Consider the following 24803-nt stretch of genomic DNA (forward strand, 5'->3'; position numbering starts at 1 on the left):
AAGTCCGATTCTACAACGTATGGCATTACTACTGTGAGCGTAAATAATAATGACTACGTGAGTGCCGAGTTTAAGAATGGTGATACTGTTCTGTTCACTGTGCCTGCAGATAAGCTTTACAAGAAGAAGGCTACGCCAGAGCCTGCTCCAAAGCCAGGTGAGAAGAGCAAGCTGGATAAGATGAAGGAAAAGGCGAAGGAGATGATTGAGCGCAATCCAAACCTTACGCCTGAACAGAAGAAGGAATTTGAGAGTAAGATTGATCAAGCTCAAACTCCCGATGTGATTAAGACAATTCTCAAGAATGCTGCTGATAAGGGCAAAGAGAATCAAAACGATCCGTCAAAGAAGCAAACTATAACCGACAACAAGAATGGTGGTAACGCCAAGAAAGAGAAGGAAAAGGAGCAGAAAAAAGAGGAAGATAAAAAGCAGAAGGAACAGAAGAATAAAGAGCTAGAGGATAAGAAGAAGAAAGCTTCTTATGAGATTGACAATCTCAATAACCTTACCACTGATGAAAAGAAGAAACTTAAAGAGCAGATAAACGGTAAGGGTACGACCGAAGATCCAAATGGAGCAACAACTCCTGAAGAAGTGCAGAAGATTCTGGACGATGCCAAGAATCTTAACGAAGCGCACGAGATGGTTAAGGTTGGGGAGCTTCCGTTCCTTGATCACGGCACTGGTAAGGATGAAGATAAAGCTCTCAATGACATTCTTGGTTCTAAATCTGCTAAAGATTCCGTTCTTACAACTTTGGAAGAAAAGATAAAGGATGGCTCAACTGCTACTGCAGAAGAGATTAAGAATGCTCTTGATGCAGCCAAGCGCCAGAACAAAATCAACAAGACTAATGCAAAGGCTGCGGCTAACGCCAAGCTGAATGCACTTGAGCAGGAGATTACAAGCGCTGAGTCTGCATTAACGGACGCTCAAAAAACGGACGACGTCAAAGCAAAGATTTCAGCTGCTAAGGAAGCTATTACTAAGGCGAAAAACACTGTTAATTCGGCTACAAAGCCATCTCAGATTAAAGACGCCCTTAATATTGACGCAACCATCAAGGATGCAAAAGATGCAATCAACACTCAAGTGAGCAACGCGCAGAAGAATAATGTTAAGGATCCAAGTCAAACACAAAATGGACAACTTGACGATGAAAAGAAAAAGCAGATTGAACGCATCAACAATAGCAATCTTTCAAAAGATGAAAAAGAGAAGGCTATTGAGGACATCAAGGCTGCAACTAAGTCTGGTGACCCAACTGCTATTGCGGATCGCGCGCTGAAGGCCCAGAAGATTAAGGATGCGCTTGAAGCGATTGGCAAGCTTGAGCATTTGAACGATGCGCAAAAGAAAGCGTATGAAGACATCATCAACACCACTGATGCGCACAACATCAAGGATGACGATGGCAAGGATACTGGCAAGGACGACATCGACAATGCGCTTGCCAATGCTACTGCAACCGATACCGCAATGGCTCGCCTTGAAGAGTTGAAGAAGAAAGCCAATGAGTTTAAAGATAAGGCAGATGGCAAGTATTCTAAGCTCACTAATTCTGACGATGATCAAAATAAGAAGAAAGCTTTCGATGGTTATCTTAAGGATGCAACAAAGCTAACTACAGCTGATCAAGGCGATGCTAAGAATGCGGATCAGGTTAATGATCTGTACAAGGATCTTCTTAATGCAATGCAGGCGATTGATGACAAAGTTAAGGGTGCGGGCGTTAGTACTGATGCACTTCAGGCTGAAGTAGATAAGGATTCTAAGCTTAAGCCAACGCCAGCTGATCCTAACGATTCCACTAAGCTGGCTACACCTGGTGACCCTCTGTACACGACCGCTTCTAAGGAGAAGAAAGAAGCATTTGACAAGGCACTCTCTGACGCGGAAGCGGCATTGAAGACGGCTAACGACGATAATGCAAATGATAAGAAGCCTGGTACTACTCCACGAACTCCAGAGCAAGAGGCTAAGGCGCAAAAAGCAGTAGACGACGCACTTCAGAAGCTTGAAGAAGCACGTAAAGCCCTCGATGGTGTTAACACCAAGCTGCTTGAGCAGCAAATCGCTAAAGATGCAGATATTAAGGCTAATGTAAAGTACACCAATGCTGATACTGATAAGAAGCAGACGTACGACGATGCTCTTGCAGCTGCTAAGAAGCTCATAACTGATTTGACTACTCCTAGCGCTGCTGGTGCCTCTACACCTCAGTATGGTGATATCACATTGAACACCAAGGAGAATAAGCAGAAGGCTTTGGATGCGGCTTTGAAGAAGTTGCAAGACGCTGCTGAGGCTCTCAACGGCCGTGCTCCAGAACCAACGCCAACCCCAACTCCTGCTGATGTTGATAAGACGGATTTGGCAGCTGAGATTGCTTTGGATAGTAATATCGGCCGTCGCATGTCTTACACTGTTTCGCCTTCGGATAAGCAGCTCGCTTATGATAGGGCTCTTTCTAAGGCTCGCGCAGTGTATGCTGACCCATCTGCCACGCAGGATGATGTTAATGCTGCTGTTGAGGCTTTGCGTGCTGCGGCTCGAGCTTTGAGTGGTTATGGTTCTGTTGATAATGATGTGAACCCACTTCCAAGCCCGCTTCCAACTCCTGTTCCTGGTGGTCATGAGGGTGATTCTTCGCACGGCTTTGGTGTGAATGATAATGCGCCTACTACTGTGGATAAGGGCGAGTTGAACGTTCAGATTGATAGTGCTGAATCTGATTCTCAGCCTGGAAACGCTGGAAACGGTAACGCTGGTAATGCTGGTAACGCAAACGCTGGTAATACAAACTCTGGTAACACCAACGATGCTAACGCTAATAATGCTAATGGTGCAAATTCTGCTGCTGTGAATGCTGCGGTTGAAAATTCGCCGGCTGTGAAGCAGGCTGATGCTCAAGTTTCTAAGGCTCAGGCGGCTTTGGATGCTGCTTTGGCTGAGGCTAAGAAGGTTGCGGCTGATCCTAACGCAACTCAGGCTCAGGTTGATGCTGCGGCTCAGAAGCTTTCTGCTGCTCGTAAGGCTTTGGCGTCTGCTAAGGCTCATGCGGCTGAGGTTCGTGCTTCTGTGCGTGCTCAGGTGTTGAAGAGTGGTGTTTCTAAGCTGAGTAAGACTGGTAGCAACGTGTCTGTGTTTGGTTTGCTTGCTGCGGTTGCTGCGGCTGGTGCTGCGTTCTTCGTGGCCAAGCGTCGCGGTACTTCTCGCCATAGCAACAACTAAGCGAGCGGCTTAAAAGCCAGTAAAGCTTTAGAAAGCTACGAAAATCGCGCGAATTTCGTAAGCTGTCGTGCGTTTAGCCGGCTTACTTAATCGCATAAGTAAATATAAAGCCTCACCTGTGATTCTTCACGGTGGGGCTTTTGCTTTCCTTCATTGCTGGAAACATTTTCCGTGTTTTCACTCGGCGTTTGTTTTCGCTTCTGCCGAATTTGACCACATTTGCCGTGTTTTTTCTCTGGCGTTTGTTTTCGCTTTGGCTGCATTTGACCACATTTGCCGTGTTTTTTCTCTGGCGTTTGTTGTCGTTTTTGCCGAATTTGACCACATTTGCCGTGATTGTGCGGCGCGTGTGCTAGGCTCAGTTAGTTCACGGTTTGAAATTTAAGTTTTGAATACACATTTTTTACGAAAGGCTATTGTGCCGCATACTCATAATGCTGCGTATCGTCAAAAGCGAGGCGCGAAGAATAATCATCACGAATTTAATGCGCGTAGAGAGCGCAATCGTAAGGCAGAAAAGGCTCGTGAAAAGGCGCGTCAGAAAGCTTTGCGCTACGAGGAGACTGCAATTCGCGAGGCTGAGCAGGATTTCACTAAGAAAGATTTTGCTAAAAAAGGTTTTGCTAAGAAAGATTTCGCTAAAAAAGAAAATAATAAGAAAGATTTCGCTAAAAACAATAAATCTTCTCAAAATTCAGTAATTATTCCGGATTCCGCAATCGAATCGCGCGAAAATTATAGCGACGACGTAACTTTTACGCAGCTTGGCGTGCCAGATCCTCTTGTAGAAGTCTTGCGCGCAGATGGCAAAACCACAGCCTTCCCAATCCAGCAGGCCACGCTTCCGGATTCTTTGCAAGGCGCGAATATTCTAGGCCGCGGTCGCACAGGAAGCGGCAAAACCTTAGCATTTTCGATTCCGTTGGTTTCGCGATTGGCAGAAAATTTCGTTGATTTAATCAACCACGGAAAAAATAGTCGTAAAAACGAAGGTGGCGATATTCCAGCTCCTCGCGCAATGATTTTGGCGCCAACTCGCGAACTTGTGCATCAAATTGACGATGTAATCGCTCCTCTTGCAGCGGCTTACGGCATGCGCACAGTGACGGTGTACGGCGGAGTTAGATACCAGCGTCAGGTATCGCAGCTTAAGAAGGGCGCGCAAATCGTGCTCGCTTGCCCGGGTCGTTTGGAAGATTTGATTAGGCAAGGTGCGTTAACTCTTGAAAAAGTGATGGTTAGCGTGCTTGACGAGGCTGATGAAATGGCTGATATGGGCTTTTTGCCGGCTGTTACGCGACTTCTTGAGCAGGTGGATCCTAACGGTCAGCGCATGCTGTTTTCTGCCACGCTAGACAAGCAAGTCTCTACTCTTGTGAATCGATTCCTTCCTAACGCTGTGATTCATGCGGTTGACGATGCTGATTCGCAGGTTGACACTATGACGCATCATATTTTTGCTGTGTCTTCGGGAGATAAGTACGAGGTTTTGCGCAAGCTTGCTTCCGGATGCAAGCGTTCCATATTCTTTACGCGCACGAAGTATCAGGCGAAGAATATGGCGAAAAAGTTCGTGCAGCAGGGTATTCCTGCTGTTGATTTGCAGGGTAATTTGTCGCAAAATCAGCGAGATCGTCATTTAGCTGTGTTTTCGGAAGGCTTGGTGCGTGTGCTGGTTGCGACGGACGTTGCGGCGCGAGGCATTGATATTAGTGACGTTGCGTTGGTTGTGCAAACTGAACCGCCGGAAGACCCGAAGTCGTTCTTGCATCGTTCGGGCCGTACCGCTCGTGCAGGCGAGGAAGGCGATGTTGTTACTCTTGTGCTGCCTAATCAGAAGCGCGCGGCGCACACTATGCTTCGTCGAGCCGGAATTAACGCTAAGGCTGAAGACGTAAATCCTGCATCGCCTGTTTTAGATGAGATTGTGGGAGATGTGGCTGAGCTTCAGGAAGGCTGGAGCATGCCGGAGCCTGAGCAGCAGAAGCGCAAAGGTCGCGGGCGAGGGCGCGGACATGGTGGAAGAGGTCGAGATCGTGGCAATCGCGGCGAGCGCGGCAATCGTGAAGGAAGAGATCGCGGGCGCGGCAATCGTGGCGAGCGCGGCGGAAGAGAACGGGCGGCGAGGAAGTAGCTACATTTGCCGGGAATTTTCCGTCATTTGTTTCATAAAAGCGCAAAAGTGACAATTACTTTACGTGCTTGTATAAAAAATAACGCAATCTCGCCAAATATCGACAATTGCCCTACGTGAGTGTAAAGAAACTGTCGTCGCTTTACTTGCTGACTGCTTACTGCTTGCTTACTTGCTTTGACCTTTGCCGAAGGCGCGCAACTGAATTCCGTTCCAATCTGCGCTTACAGTTAAAGGCGTTGCGGCGTTCATTCCGGCCGTCTTTGCTGCAGATTGCACGGTGCTAGAACTTGGGGAACCTTCGCGACCAGGCTTAGGTGTTAGAACCCACATAGGGGCGTCGTCGTCAAGCATATTTGTGGCATCCATAATGGTGTCTGCAAGCTCGTCCTCATCGTCGCCGTCGCGCCACCAAATAATTACGCCATCAACAGCAGCATCGTAATCTTCGTCTACCAATTCTTCGCCGGTAAGCTGTTCGATACTTTCGCAAATTGTTTCGTCAACATCGTCGTCCCAAAGCCATTGTTGCACAATGTCTCCTGGTTGGAATCCGAATTCCTGTGCATGCTGAAAAGCTATCTGTTCCACGTGACTCAATATATCAAAGCGTCACGAAGTGCGCGCCCATAACGGCGTGTATTGCACCTACATCATTGCTGCTGCACACTCCACGCCAGGCACTCATACCTACACACTCACCCGCAGCTTAATTGCGATACTTTAGTTGTAGGAATATTCGTGTGGTGAGATTTGAGATTTTTCGCACTGAGCGAGGTGAACGTCAGAGCCGAAGGCTGCTGATTCGCCGAGCGAAGAAGAAAAATCGAAAAATCTCTGCGATTGGCACGGTTATTAACGAATTAGCATGCAGAGTTTGGGGGATTTCTTTACGAGCACTAAAAGAGGACTGGGCGCATTGACTTGCCGGAGCGCTTAAAGCGTAGCGCGCGGAGGCACTTCAATGCGGAAACTCGCTTAAGTTGGAAGTCCAGTGGACTTCCAACGCGAGTTTCGCAAGCGAGCGTAGTAAAACGCGAGCGTATCGTTAAGAAACGTTTAAGAATAAAGCGCCCGAAGGAACGCTCGCGCGGTCTAGGCGCGCTCGCTACTGAGCTTGCGTTGAAAGCACACCGTGCTTTCAACTTGAGCAAGCTCACGCTCCGAGTTGCTTTCGCGCGCACAATGCTGCGCTCAAGCAGGTCGTCGCGCATGCGAGGAGAGAAATCCTCCAAAACTCGCGCAACGTCAAGCAGGGACGCACACAAACGCAAATTTTCTAGCCTCGTCAAAACCAAAAAACTAGATCAGTTACAAAACTCATAGACGATACTCAAGAACGTCTAAAACAAAAAATCAACACTAAATAAACTTAACACGCCAGCAATCAAGCCTACCTCCTCCTCGACACGCCTCAAAAATCGCGAATGTGAAATAAATCACTATATATAGTTTGTTATCTTTGCGTTTCTCCCTAGATATTGGGCATGAGTTGAGTTATAGTAGAGCAAGTCGTTGCGAAAATAATGCTTTTCGCAACGAGAGAACAGTTAGAAGAACAGTGTTATGAGAAAGGTCTGTACCGATGCAGGTTTTGGAAGAAACTGACGCCAAGAGCGCAGCAATTCGCATGGATGATGACTTAGCTGCAGCTCCAGTTTCCCGCGTGCAGGTCGAAAAGCGCGATGGTCGCGTAGTTGATTTCGATTCGATGAATATCATTATGGCTATTAAGGCTGCTTTTAAGGATTTAGGCAAGGAAGTCGGTCCTCAGGAAGAGCAGATGATTCGCGGTATTTCGGATCGTATTGAGGCTGAAATTCAAGATCGTTACAATGGTCCTGCAAAAATCGAGGATATTCAGACCTTGGTTGAGCACAGTCTTATTGAAAATCATCTTTACGAGGTTGCTCGCTGCTACACGAGCTACCGTTTGAACCGAGATATCGATCGCGCAAAGGCTACCGATATTAACGAAGCTGTTAATCGTCTTGTGAATCGTGACGAAACTCTTGTGCGCGAAAACGCAAATAAGGATTCCAACGTTTACGCCACTCAGCGCGATCTTCTTGCGGGCGCTGTTTCTAAGGCTTCCGCGTTCTCTATGCTTCCTCACGCTGTTTCTAACGCGCATATGAAAGGCGATATTCACTTCCACGATGCTGATTATTCTCCATTTACTTGCATGAGCAACTGCTCTCTTCCTGATTTTGGCGATATGCTTGCTAAGGGTTTTGCGCTTGGTAACGCAATGATGGATAGCCCAAAATCTATTGGCACTGCCGCAACTCAGGTTACGCAGATTATTAAGGATATTGCGGGCGCGCAGTATGGCGGACAGACGGTGAATCGTGCCGACGAAATGCTTGAGCCTTACGCTAAGTGCGATTATGAGAAGAACTTGGCAATGGCTCACGCTATGATCCCGGATTCTACGCCGATTGAAGTTGCGAAGGATATGATTGACGGTTTGAAGGCGCAGGAGCCTAAGAATCTTCACTGCTCCGACAGGGATCCGCTTCCTGCTGACACTCCTTTTGATGAGAGCTTGAGCGAGCTTGACCAGCTTCGTGAAGTTTACGCAAAGATTATGACGCGTAAAGCTATTTACGATGCTATGCAAACAATGGAATATCAGATTAATTCCAACCGTGTTTCTAACGGCCAGACTCCGTTCGTAACTGTTGGTTTTGGCTTGGGTACTTCTTGGTTTGCTCGCGAAATTCAGCGCGCTATTTTGCTTAACCGTATTCGCGGCCTCGGCAAGGATCGTCACACTGCTATCTTCCCTAAGCTTGTGTTTACTATTAAGCACGGTGTAAATGCGGATGCAGGCGACCCGAACTACGATTTGAAGCAGCTTGCTCTCGAGTGCTCTACTAAGCGCATGTATCCGGATGTTGTGTTCTACGAGAACATTGTTAAGATTACCGGCTCGTTCAAAGCTCCTATGGGCTGCCGTTCCTTCCTTCAGGGTTGGATTGATCCAAAGACTGGCAAGGATGTTGAAGACGGCCGTATGAATCTTGGCGTTGTAACTGTTAACATGCCACGTATTGCTCTCGAATCTCACGGCGATGTAACTCGCTTCTGGAAGCTTTTCGACGAGCGTATGGAAGTTGCTCACCAGGCTTTGCGATTCCGCATTATGCGTTGCAAGCAGGCAACTCCTGTGAACGCTCCAACGCTGTTCCGCTACGGTGCTTTTGGCCGTTTGGAAGCTAATGAGAGCGTTGATCAGCTGTTCCGTAACGAGCGTGCTACAGTTTCGCTTGGTTACATTGGTTTGTACGAAACTACTGCAGTGTTCTTCGGTAAGGATTGGATGAAGGATCACAGCTGGAATGAGGATGGCAAGCAGTTTGCGCTTTCTTTGGTTCGCCGCATGAATAAGCTTTGCCAGCAGTGGTCGAAGGCGGAAGGCTACCACTATTCCGTTTACTCAACTCCTGCAGAGTCTTTGACTGACCGCTTTAACCGCATGGATCGTCAGAAGTTCGGCCGCATTGAAGGCGTTACCGATCACGACTTCTACACTAATTCCTTCCATTACCCAGTTTGGTTGCAGCCAACTCCTATGGAGAAGCTTAGTTACGAGGTTGACTTCCCGTATCTTGCTTCCGGCGGCTTTATTAACTACTGCGAGTTCCCATGCTTGCAGGCAAATCCTAAGGCTTTGGAGGCTGTTTGGGATTACGCTTATAAGATTGGCATTGGTTACTTGGGTACGAATACGCCTATTGATCACTGCTTCGTTTGCGGATTCCAGGGCGATTTTGAGCCAACTAAAGAAGGCTTCCGTTGCCCTGAGTGCGGCAACAGCGACCCAGATAAGTGCAATGTCACGAAGCGTACTTGCGGCTACTTGGGCAATCCTGTTCAGCGCCCAATGGTTCACGGCCGCCACGAGGAAATCGCTCACCGCGTAAAGCACATGTCTGGCGAAACTGGTCATGTGACGCTGGATAATGGCGAATCTCGCGAATGGTACGAGGAGACTAAGTAACGCGTCAAGTCGCGTAAAATATAATAAAATATTATAAAATAAAGTAAAAGCTAGGCTAAATTAAAGGTTGGAACCATGGCTCGCATAAGTTTGCACGATTTTTCACCTGCAGACGTTAACCGCGGGCCTTGGATTCCAACCTCTCTTTCTAATAATCCTCGCGCTGGCCAATGGTCTAGCGAACGCATGAGTCAGGGCATGGTTGCCGATTACAAGCGTTTTTTGATGACCGACGGCGAGGGTATTCGCTGCTCGCTTTACGTTTCCGGCTGCCCGTTCCATTGCGTTGAATGCTATAACGAGTCGATTTGGGATTTTCGCGCAGGCCACCCTTATACTCAAAAGCTTGAAGATCAAATTATGGAAGATTTGGCGCAGCCTTATGTGCAAGGATTGACTTTGCTTGGTGGTGAGCCGCTGCTTAATACTGGTATTTTGCTGCCTCTTTGCAAGCGTATTAGAAAAGAGTTTGGCAATACAAAAGATATTTGGAGTTGGACCGGCTACACTTGGGAAGAGCTTATGCGCCCGGGGGAGACTCCGGATAAGCTTGAGTTGCTACGTTACATTGATATTCTTGTTGACGGCCGTTATATGAAGAATTTGCACGATTCGCTTCTGCAATTTCGCGGCTCTAGCAATCAGCGAATTATTGACGTTCCAAAGTCTTTGGAAAATCCGCACGATCCTCCTGTAATTTGGGAAAAGCTTCACGATCAGGAGCGTTTTATTCCGTCAATTTACGGCAAAGATCGCGTACAAGGCGAAGGCGATGCTTCATAAATCCTTACTGCCTTATATTCAAAGGTGATACTATTGAACTTAAGAATCACTTAGGGAAGGGGCGCAATGGCGGAGGAAGTAACGCGAAAATCGTCGAAACAATCAAAAAACCGCGCTAATCGTGCTCCTCACGCCTTACGCACCGTTCTTCATTCTTTAAAAAAGTATCGTCTGCTTGGAATTCTTACTTCCGTAACAATCATTTTTGAAGCGGCAATGCAAATTATGATTCCGTCTGTAATGTCAAGTCTTATTGATTTTGGCATTGTAACTAGCTCCAATTCCGCAGCATGGTATTACGGTTTTCAGTTGCTTATTTTTGCTGCGTTTTCTGTGATTGCAGGCGCTATTTCAGGCGTTTGTTGCGCGCATTCTAGTGCCGGTTTTGGTAAGAATTTGCGGCACAATATTTTTTCGCAACTGCAACTTTTAAGTTTTTCTGATTTAGATAAGTTTTCTACCGGCACGATTGTAACCCGCATGACTAGTGACGTGTCGAATGTGCAGTTTGCTTACCAGCTGATTATTCGTTCAGGCGTTCGTAGTGTTGTGATTATTGTGGCCGCCTGGTGGTTTACTTTTTCAATTAGTCCTGCTATTTCTTGGGTTTTTCTTAGCTTTGTGCCAATTGTTGGTTTGATTGGGGCGGTTGGTGCTGCAATTGTTGCGCCTAAATTTATGCGAATTTACCGCATTGTTGACGAGCTGAACAATCAGGTTGGTGAGAATTTACACAATATTCGTGTTGTGAAGTCTTATGTGCGCGAAGATTATGAAAATAGCCGTTTTATGCGGATTTCTCTTAAACTTTACGAGCATTTTCTTAAGGCAGAGTATGTGCTTAATTACAGTATTCCGCTGTTTAATCTGTGTTTTTATACAGGAATGTTGCTTGTTGCGTGGATGGCTTCGCGCGAAATTGTGGCTTCTGGAAATAATCCTGCTTTTGGCTTAACTACAGGAAATCTTGCGGCATTAGTGGTGTATGCGCTGCAAATTTTATTTGCGCTCGCGAATTTGGTTGCAGTTTTTGTTATGACTGTAACAGCGCGCGCTTCTATGCATCGAATTGCAACGGTTCTGCAATCTAAAAACACTGAGACTGTTTCTTCTAAGCCACTTACCGAGCTTTCCGACGCTTCTGTGCGTTTTGAGCATGTTTCGTTGAAGTATACGAAATCAAATAATTCAGATGAATCAGATAATTCAGATAAATCGGACAGTACAGATAATTCAAATAATACAGATGTAAATACTCCTGCAGAACAGGAAATTTTACATGACATAAACTTGAGTATTCCTTCCGGCTCAACTGTTGGAATTGTTGGCGCAACCGGTTCTGGAAAATCAAGTCTTGTGCAGCTTATTGCAAGGCTTTACGACGTAACTAAAGGCGCGATTTTTGTTGGCGGCGCAAATATTTTAGATTACAATCCGCAAAGTTTGCGCGAAGAAGTTGGCGTTGTTTTGCAAAAAAATATTCTGTTTAGTGGCACTATTGCAGAAAATCTTCGTTGGGGAAGTAAGGATGCCAGCGACGAAGATTTGCGCGAGGCTTGCAAAATTGCTTGCGCCGACGAGTTTATTGACGATTTGCCAGATTCTTATAACACTTATATTGAGCAGGGCGGCAAGAATATTTCAGGCGGTCAGCGTCAGCGTTTGTGCATTGCTCGAGCGCTTTTAAGAAAGCCTAAAATTTTAATTCTCGACGACTCAATGAGCGCTGTCGATATGAAAACAGATCGTAAAATCCGCGAAGGTTTAAAGAAGTTTATGCCGGATTCTACGCAGATTATTGTGGCTCAGCGCATCTCTTCAATCGAACACGCAGATATTATTGTTGTTTTGCAAAACGGCCGCATACTTGCCAAAGGTTCTCATGAGGAATTGATTAAGTCTTGCGAGCTTTATAAAAATATGGCTGCATCTCAAGCAAAAAGTCGCGTGCAAAGTGAAGAAAATATTGCGGAAGAAGGTGTTGAATAATGACTAAAAATAAAAACACTCGCGCAATAAATTGGCCAGCTCTAAAACGTCTTGCTTCTTGCGTAATGGTTTATCGCGCAAAAATTTTCGTAATTTTAGTCGCGATTATTGTAAGTTCTATTGTTCAAGCGGCTTGCTCAATGTTCCTGCAATCGCTTGTGGATGTGTATATTCTTCCGCTTATTGGCAAGCATAATCCGGATTGGATGCCGCTTTTGCGCATGATAATTCTTATGGCAAGCGTGTATGCAGTTGGTGTGTTCAGCTGCTGGCTGTGGAGCAGACTTGTTGCGCAAATTGCTGAAAGCGTTATGCGCGATTTGCGTAACACAATGTTTAAGCACCAGCAAAAGCTTTCGCTTAAGTACCTTGATTCTCAAGGCTACGGCGATGTTATGAGCCGCTACACTAACGATACTGAAGTTCTTCGTGAAGCGATTTCGTGGGCTTTTCCGGACTCTTTTTCTGCGCTTATTTCTATTACAGCAGCCTTTGTGTCTATTATGTGGCTTTCGCTTCCTGTTGCCGCTTTCGTGGCAGTGTTTACGGCTTTGCTGCTGTATTTAGTCAGATTTATGCTTAAGCGCTCAGGCAAACTTTTTGAACAATTCCAAAACGCTTTGGGAGAGTTGAATAAGTTCGTTGAAGAATCAGCAACTGGCAAAAAAGTCATTAAAATTTTTAATCACGAAGCCGCTACAACAAAAAAATTAGATATTTACGCTGAAAAAGTGCAAAAACTTTCGGCAAATGCTAATTCTTACGCAAATAATGTAATGCCGGTAATTAGTAACGCAAGCTACCTTCTTTATGTGCTTATTGCTTTGCTAGGTGCGTGGGCAGTTTCTGCAGGAATTCCAACTTTTGGTCTTGCCTCTTCTGGCCCTCTGACTCTTGGAACACTAATATCGCTTCTTACTCTTTCGCGCGCGTTTATTAACCCTATTGGCGAAATTACAATGCAAATTAATTCGCTTATGATGGCTTTGGCTGGAGCGTCACGCATTTTTGAGTTTCTTGACGAAGATCCTGAGCCGGATGCTGGCACTGTTCGCCTTGTAAAAGTAAAGATTTGCCAATCTTCTAAGCAGCTTTCTAGCGAATCAACATTTAAAGTTTTGCAAGAAGTTGACGAAAAAGAAGAAGGCGCGAATATTTATTGGGCTTGGAAGCGTGATGCTAAAGATAACGGAACTAAAGCAACTAAGCGCGCTCAGGAATTAAGTCAAATGGCTCAAGAGGTGGTTTGCAACGCAAAACGAGACGCTCTAACTTCTGAAGATGGCAGATACACTTTGCTTCGAGGAGACGTGCGCTTTACAGACGTTGTGTTTGGCTACGATTCCAAAAAGCCTGTTTTGCACGATATTACTTGGTTTGCAAAGCCGGGGCAAAAAGTTGCTTTAGTTGGCGCTACGGGTGCTGGAAAAACTACTATTGCGAATTTACTTACGCGTTTTTACGATATTGACGACGGTCAGATTTTGTACGACGGAATTGACGTGCGAGATATTCTAAAAACGGATTTGCGTTACGCTATTGGCACAGTTCTTCAGGACGTGAACTTATTTACAGGCACAATAATGGATAATATTCGCTACGGAAACCTAGATGCTAGCGATGAAGATTGTGTTAATGCTGCAAAATTAGCTCATGCTGATGCTTTTATTTCTAAACTTAAAGATGGTTATAATACAAAGCTTACTGGCGGAGGAGAAGATCTTTCGCAAGGTCAAAAGCAGCTTATTGCGATTGCTCGTGCGGCTGTTGCAAATCCGCCGGTGCTTATTTTGGATGAGGCAACTTCTTCAATCGATACTCATACTGAGGCCTTAGTGCAGCACGGCATGGATTCGCTTATGGAAGGGCGCACTGTGTTTGTAATTGCGCACAGGCTTTCTACGGTTCGCAATGCGGATGTGATTATGGTTTTGAATCACGGCCAAATTATTGAGCGTGGTTCTCACGAGGAGTTGTTAGCTAAGCGCGGGGAGTATTATCAGCTTTGCACTGGCGCGATTGAGCTTGAGTAGCGTTTTATTTGTGGGCAACACGCCGAAAGAGCTGAGCACTTGCTTTTTGGTGAGGATTCTGTAAGATAGTGACTCGGCTGTTCGAGAGAATAAGCCACGGCCCCGTAGCTCAGTTGGTTAGAGCGCCGCCCTGTCACGGCGGAGGTCACCGGTTCAAGTCCGGCCGGGGTCGCGATTAGTAAAGGCCCGGTTCGCCGGGTTTTTTATTCATCATGGCTCTGTAGCTCAGTTGGTAGAGCGAGCGACTGAAAATCGCTAGGTCAGCGGATCGATCCCGCTCGGAGCCACAAACAAAAAACGCGCGGCAATTTTGTCGCGCGTTTTGCTTTATCTAGTCAGTCTACTAGTCAATCTGCTTCCACGATTCAACGTCAATATGATGTTCAGGATTTGCTTGCCAAGCTGCCCAAGCAGATTCCACAATATCTTTTACATCGTAGCGAGCATACCAGCCCATTTCCTCATTAATGCGCTTCGGGCTGCCAATAAGCTGAGGAGGGTCTCCTGCTCGGCGATCCATCACAGTTTCCTTAAATGGAAGGCCTGTAACTTTTCGTACTTCTTCAACAATTTCTCGAACGGAAGTGCCTTTACCAGTTCCAACATTAAAAGCGTCGTACTTGCGTTCGTCACGATCCAAATACTTAAGCGCTTCAAGATGAGCGTCTGCCAAATCCGAAACGTGAATGTAGTCACGAATGCAAGTGCCATCTGCAGTAGGGTAGTCGTCGCCAAAAATAGCAGGAGCTTTACCGCGCTGCAAACGTTCAAAAAGCATAGGAATCAGGTTCAAAATAGCAGGATCTTCTAATTCCACCGGACCGCAGCCTGCAACATTGAAATAACGCAGTGCGCAGAAGCGAATGCCGTAAGTGTGCTCGCAAGCGCGCGCCATCCACTCGCCAAAAAGCTTAGTTTGTCCGTAAGGGTTGATTGGAATCATAGGAACAACGTCTTCTGGCACAACATCAACAGGTGGAACGCCGTAAGTTGCTGCGGAAGACGAGAATACGAGCTTCTTCACTCCGCTATCTTTCATGCCCTCAAGAACATTCAGCATACCGTTAATATTCTGCTGATAATACCAAAGCGGCTTTTCAACGGACTCGCCAACCTGCTTTCTGGCAGCAAAATGAATTACGGAATCAACATTCTCGTCCTTCATGATTTGCGCAAGGCGCGCTCCGGCATTTGGAGAGGCAATATCCATGCCATAAAGTCGAGCGCCTTCGATTCGAGTAGGCTTTCCGTAGCTTAAATCGTCTACTACAACAACATTCTGATTTATTTTATGTAAGGCGTGAACTACGTGTGCTCCAATGTAACCGCATCCGCCTGTAACAAGAACAGTCATTATTGACCTTTCTTCTTAATTTTGTATCTTTGTGTAATCGTTGCAATTATATCTCGCCAAACTGAACTATAAATTTGAGTGCTGCTTAATTGCAGTTTTTTATAAAATCGGCGTTTTGCGCACAAATTTTTCTCATTATTTGCCCTAATTTTCTGCGTACGTGATAGCATCGAATAGATATATATCAATGAGATGCGTCCCAAAAGCGAGGTGTAAAGCATATGACTCTGTTGACGCCTAAGGACATTCGAGAGCATACCTTCCAGATTGTACGTTTCAAGGGAGGATATGACGTTGACGAGGTTGACGAATTTCTCGATCAAGTTACAGAAACAATAGAAGCGCTTGGTCAGCAGGCAGTGCAGGGACTTGGTGCTTCCACACAATCCCTTGGCCGCGATGTTGCGGGTTTGAATACCAAGATTGCTGAGTTGACTTCTAAAGTTGAGTCCTTAACTCAAGAAAATGAAACGTTGCGCAATGCTGCTAAGCAGCAGGGCGAATCTAATGAATCTGCTGAAAAGCTTGAGGCGACTGAAACTAAGTTGCGTGAAGCTGAAGAAAGCAACCGTGCTCTTACCGCTCAAAACCAGCAGCTTAAGGAGCAGTTGGATGGCTTGGGTGCTCAGGTTGATCAGCTTACTGCTCAAACCGCTAAGGCAGATAACGTAGATCAGGTTCAGAAGGAACTTGAAACCGTTACTCGCGAGCGCGATGACTTCCGTGCAAATAGCGAAAACTTGGGTCGCGAGCTCGAAACTGTTCGTCAGCAGCTTGTTGTTACCCAGCAGGAAAACGCTAGGGTTCAGGAGCTTTCTAAGCAGCTTGAAGAATCCCGTCAGCGTGAAGAGCAGCTTCGTCAGCAGGTTTCTAAGATGGAGCCAAATACTGAAACTGGTAGCTTGCAGAAGATTGCTGGTGCTGGTGCTGAAGCCCAGGGTTCTGAGCCAGAGCGCGCAACTGCTATGTTGACTCTTGCAATGCAATTGCACGATCAGTACGTTGATAAGGGCAAGGCTAAGGCTCAGCAGATTGTTGAAGAGAGCCAGGCTCGTTATAACGAAACAATTGCTAAGGCTGATGAGTATTCTGAGCGCACTCGTTCTGAGGCAGATGAATACAATAAGCAGACTCATGCTGATGCTGACGATTACTCTACTCGTACTCGCGGTGATGCTGATTCTTATGCTGCACGCGCTCACAATGAGGCTGATGCTTACTCTGGTAAGGTTCGCCAGGCTGCAGACGATTATGCTAAGCAGACTCACGATCAGGCTGATCAGTACGAGTCCGAAGTACAGCACCGCGCTGCAGACTATGATTCTACAACACGTACCGCTGCCGACGCTTATGCTCGTCAGGTGCGCGAGAATCTTGAGAAGCAGACTCAGGTTATTGAAGGCAATATTCAGAGCCTCAAGCAGTTTGAGACTGAGTATCGCACTCGCTTGACTGACTTCCTTGGCCAGTTGGTTGCCCAGGTTTCTGACGAAAACGCGTATGCTGCTCTTGGTCAGAAGCAAGCTTCCAATGAGGATAAGCAAGAGTAGTTTTCTTCTTAAAGCGCGTAACTTTTAAATGTTTGCGCGCTTTAAGCCGATGCTATTTTTATTTACAGATCGGATAAAAATTGACGCATAGAGATGTGCGTGTGAAACGGCTACGTACTCGCGTAGCCGTTTTTGCACTTATTGTTATTGTTGGGCTTGTTGTAGATCGCCTTAGCAAACTGTGGGCTCTTAGCGCTTTACAGTATGGAAAGCAGATTGTTTGTATTCCTAATTCCTTAATGCTTTCGCTTGTGCGAAATGGCGGTGCTTCGTTTGGACTAGGTTCTGGCTTAACTAGTTTTATTAGCATAGTGGCGATTTTGGCTTGTGTAGCTATGCTTGCTGCAGTTCGTCGCACAAAATCGTTGCAGTGGACAATTGTGCTGTCTTTAGCATTTTCCGGCGCTTTTGGCAATTTGATTGATCGCGCAATTTATGCCGAGCATTTTTTTGACGGCAAAGTTGTTGACTTTATTAACTACGGTTGGTCAGTTGGTAACGTTGCGGATATTATTCTTGCTATTGCAGGCATTTGGTTTGTTGGCTTGATTTTGTTTGAAACTCCGTTTAAGCCTGGCGAAAGTGATGACGAAAGTTCTGGCGAAAGCGCTGGTGAAAGCGCTTCCGAAAATACTTCCGAAAACGCTGACGAAAACGCTGCCGAAAATACTTCCGAAGTCACTGTCGAAAATACTGACGAAAGCAACAATTAATTATGCAAAGCAGTATGCCAGTTCCTGAAGATTTAGTTGGTTGCCGTTTTGACGTTGCAGTTTCAAAATTGCGCAATATTTCGCGTTCAAAAGCAAGCGATCTTGTTTCTAACGGAACCGTGCGTATTGCTAATCGTAAAGCAAATAAATCTGCACTTTTGCTTAGTAGTGACGAAATAATATTCGATGATTTAGTTGGCGAAGATTTTGCTGAAAATAGTTGCGAAAATGATGTGCTTCAAGACGTAAGTCAGCAAAATAATCAAATAGAACTACAGCTCCAAAATCAAGCAATCGAAGAAAGCATGACAATCGCTTATAAAGACGAAGATATTGTAGTTGTAGATAAGCCGGTTGGAATGGCCGCTCACCAAGCTCAAGGCTGGTGTGGCCCAACAGTGGGAGAGACTTTAGAAAAGCGCGGAATTAGTATTTCTGCTACTGCTGGAGACGAAAATCGCCGTGGTATTGTAAGTCGTCTTGATGCTGGCACAAGCGGCCTAATGCTTGTTTGTAGAACAGATTTAGCGTATGAAGAAATGAAAAAGCAGTTTGCAAATCACACTGTTAAAAAAACGTATCATGCGCTTGTTCAAGGCGACTTAACGCAAAATAAAGCAACAATCGAAGCTCCAATTGGTCGCGCAAAAGTTTCGGATTTTCGTTTCACAATCACGCCAAGTGGAAAACCTGCTGTTACGCATTGGGATGTTCTTGAACGCTTCGGTCAAGCAACTTTAGCAAGTGTTAATTTGGAAACGGGCCGCACTCACCAAATACGCGTGCATTTTACTTCTATTGGCCATCCGCTAGTCGGAGATTCTATGTACGGTGCAAACCCGGTTTTGGCTAAAAAGCTTGGTTTAACAAGGCAGTGGCTTCATTCTATTGAGCTTATTTTTACGCATCCTAGAACGGGAAAATTGATTAAAGTAAAGTCGAATTATCCTTCTGATTTGCAACACGCTTTAGAAGCTATGCGAGAATTATCAAAGTAGCGTTTTTGCATTTTTCGGTCAGCTTTCGCTTATAGAATATCATTTATGACTCAGCCGGAAACCAACTTCGTACATTTGCACAATCATACGCACTATTCGCTTCTTGACGGTGCGTCGAAAATCCCTGATTTAGTTAATCGTGCTAAAGAGTTGGGCATGCCGGCTGTTGCTATTACTGATCACGGAAACATGCACGGTGCGTACGAAATGTGGAGTACGGCCGTAAAAGCTGGAATTAAGCCGATTATTGGTATTGAAGCGTATGTTACTCCTGAAACCGCAAGGCAAGATAAAAGCCGCGTGCATTGGGGCACGGAAGATCAGCGTGCAGACGATGTTTCCGGCGGCGGCTTAATTACTCACATGACTTTGTGGGCGCAAAACGATGAAGGCTTAACAAATCTTCTTAAAGCTTCGTCTGTGGCGAATCTTGAAGGCCGTGTTATGCGCTACCCGCGTATGGATAAAGACGTGCTTTCAACCTACTCAAAAGGCGTAATCGCCTCTTCTGGATGCCCTTCTGGAATTATTCAAACGCGTCTTCGACTAGGTCAGTTTAAAGAAGCTTTGCGTGCGGCCGGAGAGTTTCAAGATATTTTTGGGCGTGACAATTTCTTTATTGAGCTTATGAATCATGGGCTTTCAATCGAAACTCGCGTAACAAAAGACTTGCTTGAGATTGCTAAAAAGCTTAATGCTCCTCTTCTTGCAACGAACGATTTGCATTACGTTCACGAAGAAGATCGCGAAGCTCAAGATGCTATGCTTTGCATTAATTCAGGCTCTAGGCTTGATGATCCTGACCGTTTTAAGTTTGACGGTTCCGGATACTATTTGAAGTCCGCTGAGCAAATGCGCGATCTTTTTAAAGAGTTTCCTGAAGCTTGTGACAATACGCTTGAGATTGCTAGACGCTGCAATGTTATGTTTGACGACGGCGAAGATGGCGCTTTTATGCCGCAATTTGACTGCCCGGAAGGTTGGGATGAGACTTCGCTATTCCTTAAAAAAGTTGAGGAAGGCTTGGAGCGTCGCTACAACAACAACATTCCAATGGAAGTGTTAAAGCAGGCTGATTACGAGTGCGGTGTGATTTGCCAAATGCAGTTCTGCGGCTACTTTTTGGTTGTTGCAGACTATATTAACTGGGCTAAAGCGCATGGAGTGATGGTTGGCCCTGGTCGTGGTTCTGCTGCAGGCGCTATGGTTGCGTACGCAATGGGCATTACTGAGCTTGATCCTATGAAGCACGGCCTTATTTTTGAACGCTTCTTAAACCCGGAGCGCGTATCTTTGCCAGATATTGACGTCGATTTTGACCCGGATGGCAGGGCCAAAGTTCTTGAATATGTGGGCGAAAAATACGGAAGAGATAAGGTCGCTCAGTGCGTTATTTACGGAACTATTAAAACGAAGCAGGCTCTTAAAGATTCCGCGCGCATTATGGGATACGAGTTTTCAGTAGGCGAAAAAATTACGAAAGTTCTTCCGCCTGCTAAAAACGGCAAAGATATGAGCTTGCATGATATTTTCGATGAAAAAAACAAGCGTTACGCTGAAGCGCGCGAGTTTCGCGAAATGTATGATACGGATCCAGATACGCATCGTATTACGGAAGAAGCAAAAGGTATTGAAGGTTTGATTCGTCAAACCGGTGTTCATGCTTGCGCAACAATCATGGGCTCGGAGCCAATCACAAACACTTCTCCGCTTCTTGAGCGCACTGACGGTACGATTACAACAACTTTCGAGTATCACACTTGTGAAACGCTCGGTCTTGTAAAAATGGACTTTTTGGGCCTTTCCAACTTGACTGTTATTCGCGACACGTTGCGAAATATTAAAAATAATGGAAAAGAGCCGATTGACTATACGAAAATTCCATTGGACGATAAGCCAACGTATCAGCTTCTTTCTAGGGGAGATACTTTAGGCGTTTTCCAGCTTGATTCCGACGGCATGCGCGCTCTTCTGCGTACTTTAAAACCAGATAATTTCAACGATATTTCGGCTTTGATTGCGCTTTACAGGCCTGGTCCTATGGATATGGATTCGCATACGAATTACGCTAAGCGCAAGAACGGTTTGCAAGATATTATTCCAATTCATCCGGAAGTTGAAAAGCCTCTTAAGGAAGTTTTGGACGAAACTTACGGTTTGATTGTTTACCAGGAGCAGGTGCAGTCTGCTGCGCGTATTTTGGCAGGATACAGTCTTGGTAAGGCAGATGTTTTGCGTCGAGCAATGGGTAAGAAGAAGCCGGAAGTGCTGGCAAAAGAGCAAGTTCCGTTCTTTGAAGGTATGAAAGCGCACGGATATTCTGAAGAAGCTGCGCAAGCAGTGTGGGATGTTTTGGTTCCATTCTCCGGCTACGCGTTTAACAAAGCTCACTCTGCAGCTTACGGATTAATTTCTTACTGGACGGCATACTTAAAAACGCATTATCCTGTGGAATTTATGGCAGCTTTGCTACAAAACGAGCGCACGAATAAAGACAAAACTGCACTGTATTTGGGCGAGGCAAGGCGCATGGGTATTCAAGTTTTGCAGCCGGATGTTAACGAGTCCGTTCTTGAATATTCTGCAGTTGGAGATGTTGTGCGCTTTGGCTTGGGTGCTATTCGTAACGTTGGAGACAAGGCTGTAAACGACATTATTTCCGAGCGTGAAGCTGGACGCGGAAGATTCGTAAACTTTATGGACTTTGTAAAGCGCGTGCCAATTAGCGCGCTGAATCGTCGCTTAGTGGAATCTCTTATTAAAGCTGGAGCTTTTGATTCGATTGATTCAAATCGTCGTGCTCTATTGCAAATTTGCGACCCTGCAATAGACTCTGTGATTGCGCTTAAACGCAAGCAGGCAGAAGGCCAGTTTGATTTATTTGCAGACGTAGACTCGTCTTCTGACTCATCTGACGACGCTGGTTTGGGAGATATGCAAATCACTGTGCCGGATGTTGAAGAGTGGGATAAAAAAACGAAGCTTAATTTTGAGCGCGAAATGTTAGGATTGTACGTTTCTGATCATCCACTAAGCGGATTGTCTGCAGTTTTGGCAGATTTGCGAGAAATGTCAATCGCTCAACTAATTGACCGCGCAAGAACTATGAGCGACGGTCAGCAAGTAACTATCGCGGGTCTGGTTACAAGCGTAGATAGGCGAGTGTCTCGAAAAGGTAACGCTTGGGCAATAGTCACAGTTGAAGACATGGAAAGCTCAATACAGTGCATGTTCTTTGGCAAAGTTTACGAAGCTTCGGCTCAGGAGCTTGCAATTGACCAGGTTGTGCGTATTCGCGGTCAAGTTGAGGTGCGTGATGAAACTGTGTCTATGCGCGCAACCGAGTTTGAAGTGCCAACATTGGAGTCGGTTGATGAGCGTCCGTTAACAATTGTGCTTCCGCGCAAAGCTTTAGATAAAGGTCATGTGGCTGAATTGAGCAATATTTTAAGTCGTCACCCTGGGTGCTGCCAAGTGCGTTTGGCTTTACTTGACGATTCTGGACGTGCGCAAGTTCTTACTTTTGGCGACCGTTTCCGCGTTAAGCGTGACACTTCGCTGTTTGCGGAAATGAAAATCGTATTTGGCTCAAATTGCTTGCCTAGCGCGTAAAAATATGCAGTATTAACTTGGTAAAATATAAAACTAGATATGCTTTAAGAAGTTACATTGAAAGGGGAGGAAACAACGAATATGTCAAACAATGGTGACGAGCGCAAAAATGACGATGAGTGTAACAATGATGATTCAGTACGCGCTTCTTTTACTGATGCTGAATTAGATAACGCGCTTGCAGGCTTTGAAAAAGAATTTCAAGAAAACGAAAATCAAAGTAATTCAAATACTGAAGATTTATTAGACGATTCCAATAGAAATAATCAAGAAAATAATTCTATTGAAGAAGCAATGCGCGGAATTGAAGAAGCTAATTTTGAGGAAGATTTACAAGGTTTACTTGGAAACAAAGCAAAAGTTGCAATGATAATCGCATACGTTGAGCCTGCGAAATTGCTTGCTGCTTTTTGCAAAATGGCAAATATTAGCGCCAGATGCTTTTCGGAAGAACAGGGTTCTGTTGCAGTGCTGAAAAATCTGGAAGGAAACGGCCCAGAAGACGACGTGAAAAAATTTGTGGAGTTCTTCTTCGGCATGGATGTAATGCTTATTACAAATCGCGCAGATAAAATAACTGCAAAAATCTACCAGGCTGCAAAAGATCCTCAAGAAATCGTGGCACCAATGGCACTAGCTGTTTGGTCAAGAGATGTTGAAGATCTTGCTATTTGCATGGAAAACGCCGATAGTCTTGAAAAACGTGGATTAGAAATGTTCAACAGTGACGACTTAAGTGACTTAGAAGCATACAAAATATTCCAAAAATACGGCAAAATAAACTAGCTAATAAATATAAGCATATAGTTTGCAATTCATTACGATTAAGTAAATTCATTGCTCATAGCTAAGATTCATGCAGAATATTTTGCAAGAATACACTACAATATACATAACGAGCTTATTGATTTTATTGAGCTTATAAATATTACTGCGCAAATTGGCTTAAGCCAACATTAGCGCGGTAAATGCTACCCAAGGGGCTGATTTATGGATAGACAACAAGAGTTTGCTCTACGTACTGTTGAAGAGCGAGACGTGCGTTTTATTCGACTCTGGTTTACGGACGTGCTTGGCACGCTTAAATCCGTTGCTATTGCCCCTGCTGAATTAGAGGCAGCTTTTGAAGAGGGTATTGGCTTCGACGGCTCGGCAATAGAAGGCATGACGCGCGTTTTGGAAGACGACATGATTGTTAAGCCGGATCCATCAACCTTCCAGATTCTTCCATGGCATGGAGGTCCGGAAGGAACAGCGCGCATGTTCTGCGATGTTTTAACTCCTGATGGCGAGCCTTCGCTGGGAGACCCTCGTCACGTTTTAAAGACTGCGCTCGCAAAAGCGAAGGAAAAGGGCTTTACTTTCTACGTGCATCCTGAAATTGAGTTTTACTTGTTCGAAGCTCAAGATGATTGGTCTAAAGCTCCTGTGCCGATTGACGAAGGCGGCTACTTTGATCACGTTCCTAGAAGCTCGGCAATGGACTTTCGTAGGAATGCTGTAAGTATGCTTGAGCAGATGGGTATTTCTGTTGAATACTCGCATCACGAAGGCGGACCTGGTCAAAACGAAATCGATTTGCGTTACGCGGATGCGCTTACTACAGCGGACAATATTATGACCTTCCGCACTGTAGTCAAGGAAATTTCGCTTGAGCGCGGAATATACGCAAGCTTTATGCCAAAGCCGCTAACGGATCAGCCTGGATCTGGCATGCACACGCATTTGAGCTTGTTTGAGGGAGATACGAACGCTTTCTATGAGGCTGGTCAAGAGTTTAATATGTCGCTTATTGCGCGTCAGTTTGCGGCTGGTATTTTGCATCACGCTTCGGAAATTTGCGCTGTAACCGATCAGTATGTGAACTCTTATAAGCGCTTGTGGGGTGGTGCGGAAGCTCCTAGCTACGTGTGCTGGGGTCATAGCAACCGTTCCGCGCTTCTTCGTGTGCCGCAGTACAAGCCTGGAAAGGGCAATTCTTGCAGGATGGAATTCCGCGCGCTAGATCCTGTGGCGAATCCGTATCTTGCTTACTCTGTGCTTTTGGCTGCAGGCTTGGATGGTATTGAAAAGCAGATGACTTTGTGCGATCCAACTAGTGACGACGTGTGGGAGCTTACTGATGCTGAGCGTCAGGCTATGGGAATTCAGCCGTTGCCAGAATCTTTGGACGAGGCTTTGAAGATTATGGAGCGCTCGGACTTTGTGGCAAGCGTATTAGGCGAGCATGCTTTTGAGTATTTCTTGCGTAATAAGCACCAGGAGTGGGAAGAATACCGCCGCCAGGTTACGCCTTTTGAGCTGGAGAAGTATTTGCCGCGCTTGTAGCGCGAGCGACTTTGACGCTTTTATGAAACATTTGCCGGAGTTTTTCTCCGGCATTTGTAGTTGTTA

13 protein-coding genes, 2 tRNA genes and 1 pseudogene are annotated in these 24803 nt (G+C 45.6%); 14 read left to right on the top strand and 2 right to left on the bottom strand.

The features are described 5' to 3' along the window. Together NG78_RS00460 and NG78_RS00455 are read left to right on the top strand one after the other, a co-directional pair. A pseudogene (locus NG78_RS00460) lies at positions 1-3237 on the top strand (GA module-containing protein); the annotation flags it as partial. A 418-nt stretch (positions 3238-3655) separates the two neighbouring features. Next, a complete protein-coding gene (locus tag NG78_RS00455; protein ID WP_004135415.1) occupies positions 3656-5371 on the top strand; it encodes a DEAD/DEAH box helicase in 1716 nt (571 codons plus the stop codon). Between the two features lie 168 nt (positions 5372-5539). Here NG78_RS00455 and NG78_RS00450 read toward each other — a convergent pair whose 3' ends face one another. Further along, on the bottom strand, positions 5540-5962 hold the full coding sequence (locus NG78_RS00450) for a DUF3052 domain-containing protein (RefSeq protein WP_004127651.1): 423 nt from the start codon (positions 5960-5962) through the stop codon (positions 5540-5542). 1039 nt (positions 5963-7001) lie between these two features. Between NG78_RS00450 and nrdD the strand changes: the two genes are divergently transcribed. From nrdD to NG78_RS00420, 6 genes are all read left to right on the top strand, one after another. Further along, entirely contained in the window at positions 7002-9377 is a 2376-nt protein-coding gene (nrdD, locus tag NG78_RS00440) for an anaerobic ribonucleoside-triphosphate reductase (protein ID WP_230454158.1), read from the top strand. Positions 9378-9452: 75 nt separating this feature from the next. Beyond that, positions 9453-10160 carry an anaerobic ribonucleoside-triphosphate reductase activating protein gene (nrdG, locus tag NG78_RS0105910; protein ID WP_004135422.1) on the top strand — a complete coding sequence of 236 codons (708 nt, stop codon included), beginning with the start codon at positions 9453-9455 and terminating at the stop codon, positions 10158-10160. Positions 10161-10226: 66 nt separating this feature from the next. Further along, positions 10227-12149 carry an ABC transporter ATP-binding protein gene (locus NG78_RS00435; protein ID WP_004135424.1) on the top strand — a complete coding sequence of 641 codons (1923 nt, stop codon included), beginning with the start codon at positions 10227-10229 and terminating at the stop codon, positions 12147-12149. Then, on the top strand, positions 12149-14182 hold the full coding sequence (locus NG78_RS00430) for an ABC transporter ATP-binding protein (RefSeq protein ID WP_004135431.1): 2034 nt from the start codon (positions 12149-12151) through the stop codon (positions 14180-14182). The genes NG78_RS00435 and NG78_RS00430 overlap by 1 nt, the downstream gene beginning before the upstream one ends. A gap of 98 nt (positions 14183-14280) precedes the next feature. After that, positions 14281-14354 (top strand) — tRNA-Asp (locus tag NG78_RS00425). A gap of 42 nt (positions 14355-14396) precedes the next feature. Beyond that, positions 14397-14469: transfer RNA gene (locus NG78_RS00420), tRNA-Phe, on the top strand. Positions 14470-14525: 56 nt separating this feature from the next. On the opposite strand, the gene galE is transcribed toward NG78_RS00420, so the two are convergent. Then, positions 14526-15536 carry a UDP-glucose 4-epimerase GalE gene (gene galE, locus NG78_RS00415; RefSeq protein WP_004135434.1) on the bottom strand — a complete coding sequence of 337 codons (1011 nt, stop codon included), beginning with the start codon at positions 15534-15536 and terminating at the stop codon, positions 14526-14528. Positions 15537-15757: 221 nt separating this feature from the next. Here galE and NG78_RS00410 point away from each other — a divergent pair, with 221 nt between their 5' ends. The 6 genes from NG78_RS00410 (at position 15758) to glnA (ending at position 24737) form a co-directional block, all read left to right on the top strand. Further along, entirely contained in the window at positions 15758-17086 is a 1329-nt protein-coding gene (locus NG78_RS00410) for a DivIVA domain-containing protein (RefSeq protein WP_004135439.1), read from the top strand. A 101-nt stretch (positions 17087-17187) separates the two neighbouring features. Next, positions 17188-17799, top strand: coding sequence for a signal peptidase II (locus NG78_RS00405; RefSeq protein ID WP_004135440.1), 612 nt, complete (start codon positions 17188-17190; stop codon positions 17797-17799). A gap of 2 nt (positions 17800-17801) precedes the next feature. Beyond that, the gene (locus NG78_RS00400; protein WP_004135442.1) at positions 17802-18797 is read left to right on the top strand and encodes an RluA family pseudouridine synthase; all 996 of its coding nucleotides are present in this window, start codon (positions 17802-17804) and stop codon (positions 18795-18797) included. 45 nt (positions 18798-18842) lie between these two features. Beyond that, positions 18843-22409: a DNA polymerase III subunit alpha gene (gene dnaE / locus NG78_RS00395; RefSeq protein WP_004135444.1), complete on the top strand. Its 3567-nt coding sequence runs from the start codon at positions 18843-18845 to the stop codon at positions 22407-22409. An 81-nt stretch (positions 22410-22490) separates the two neighbouring features. Then, positions 22491-23195: a hypothetical protein gene (locus tag NG78_RS00390; protein ID WP_004135446.1), complete on the top strand. Its 705-nt coding sequence runs from the start codon at positions 22491-22493 to the stop codon at positions 23193-23195. A gap of 204 nt (positions 23196-23399) precedes the next feature. Further along, complete coding sequence (gene glnA / locus NG78_RS00385; protein WP_004127624.1) at positions 23400-24737, top strand: type I glutamate--ammonia ligase; 1338 nt, start codon at positions 23400-23402, stop codon at positions 24735-24737. The last annotated feature ends 66 nt before the right edge of the window (positions 24738-24803 follow it).

Source organism: Gardnerella greenwoodii 00703Dmash, assembly GCF_000263635.1.
Taxonomy (GTDB): domain Bacteria; phylum Actinomycetota; class Actinomycetes; order Actinomycetales; family Bifidobacteriaceae; genus Bifidobacterium; species Bifidobacterium greenwoodii.

What these genes read in the sequence shown, in the direction of transcription:
- galE (WP_004135434.1), bottom strand. Translation starts at nt 15,536, where the DNA reads ATGACTGTTCTTGTTACAGGCGGATGCGGTTACATTGGAGCACACGTA.
- NG78_RS00410 (WP_004135439.1), top strand. Translation starts at nt 15,758, where the DNA reads ATGACTCTGTTGACGCCTAAGGACATTCGAGAGCATACCTTCCAGATT.
- dnaE (WP_004135444.1), top strand. Translation starts at nt 18,843, where the DNA reads ATGACTCAGCCGGAAACCAACTTCGTACATTTGCACAATCATACGCAC.
- NG78_RS00390 (WP_004135446.1), top strand. Translation starts at nt 22,491, where the DNA reads ATGTCAAACAATGGTGACGAGCGCAAAAATGACGATGAGTGTAACAAT.
- nrdG (WP_004135422.1), top strand. Translation starts at nt 9,453, where the DNA reads ATGGCTCGCATAAGTTTGCACGATTTTTCACCTGCAGACGTTAACCGC.
- glnA (WP_004127624.1), top strand. Translation starts at nt 23,400, where the DNA reads ATGGATAGACAACAAGAGTTTGCTCTACGTACTGTTGAAGAGCGAGAC.
- NG78_RS00430 (WP_004135431.1), top strand. Translation starts at nt 12,149, where the DNA reads ATGACTAAAAATAAAAACACTCGCGCAATAAATTGGCCAGCTCTAAAA.
- NG78_RS00400 (WP_004135442.1), top strand. Translation starts at nt 17,802, where the DNA reads ATGCAAAGCAGTATGCCAGTTCCTGAAGATTTAGTTGGTTGCCGTTTT.
- nrdD (WP_230454158.1), top strand. Translation starts at nt 7,002, where the DNA reads ATGGATGATGACTTAGCTGCAGCTCCAGTTTCCCGCGTGCAGGTCGAA.
- NG78_RS00435 (WP_004135424.1), top strand. Translation starts at nt 10,227, where the DNA reads ATGGCGGAGGAAGTAACGCGAAAATCGTCGAAACAATCAAAAAACCGC.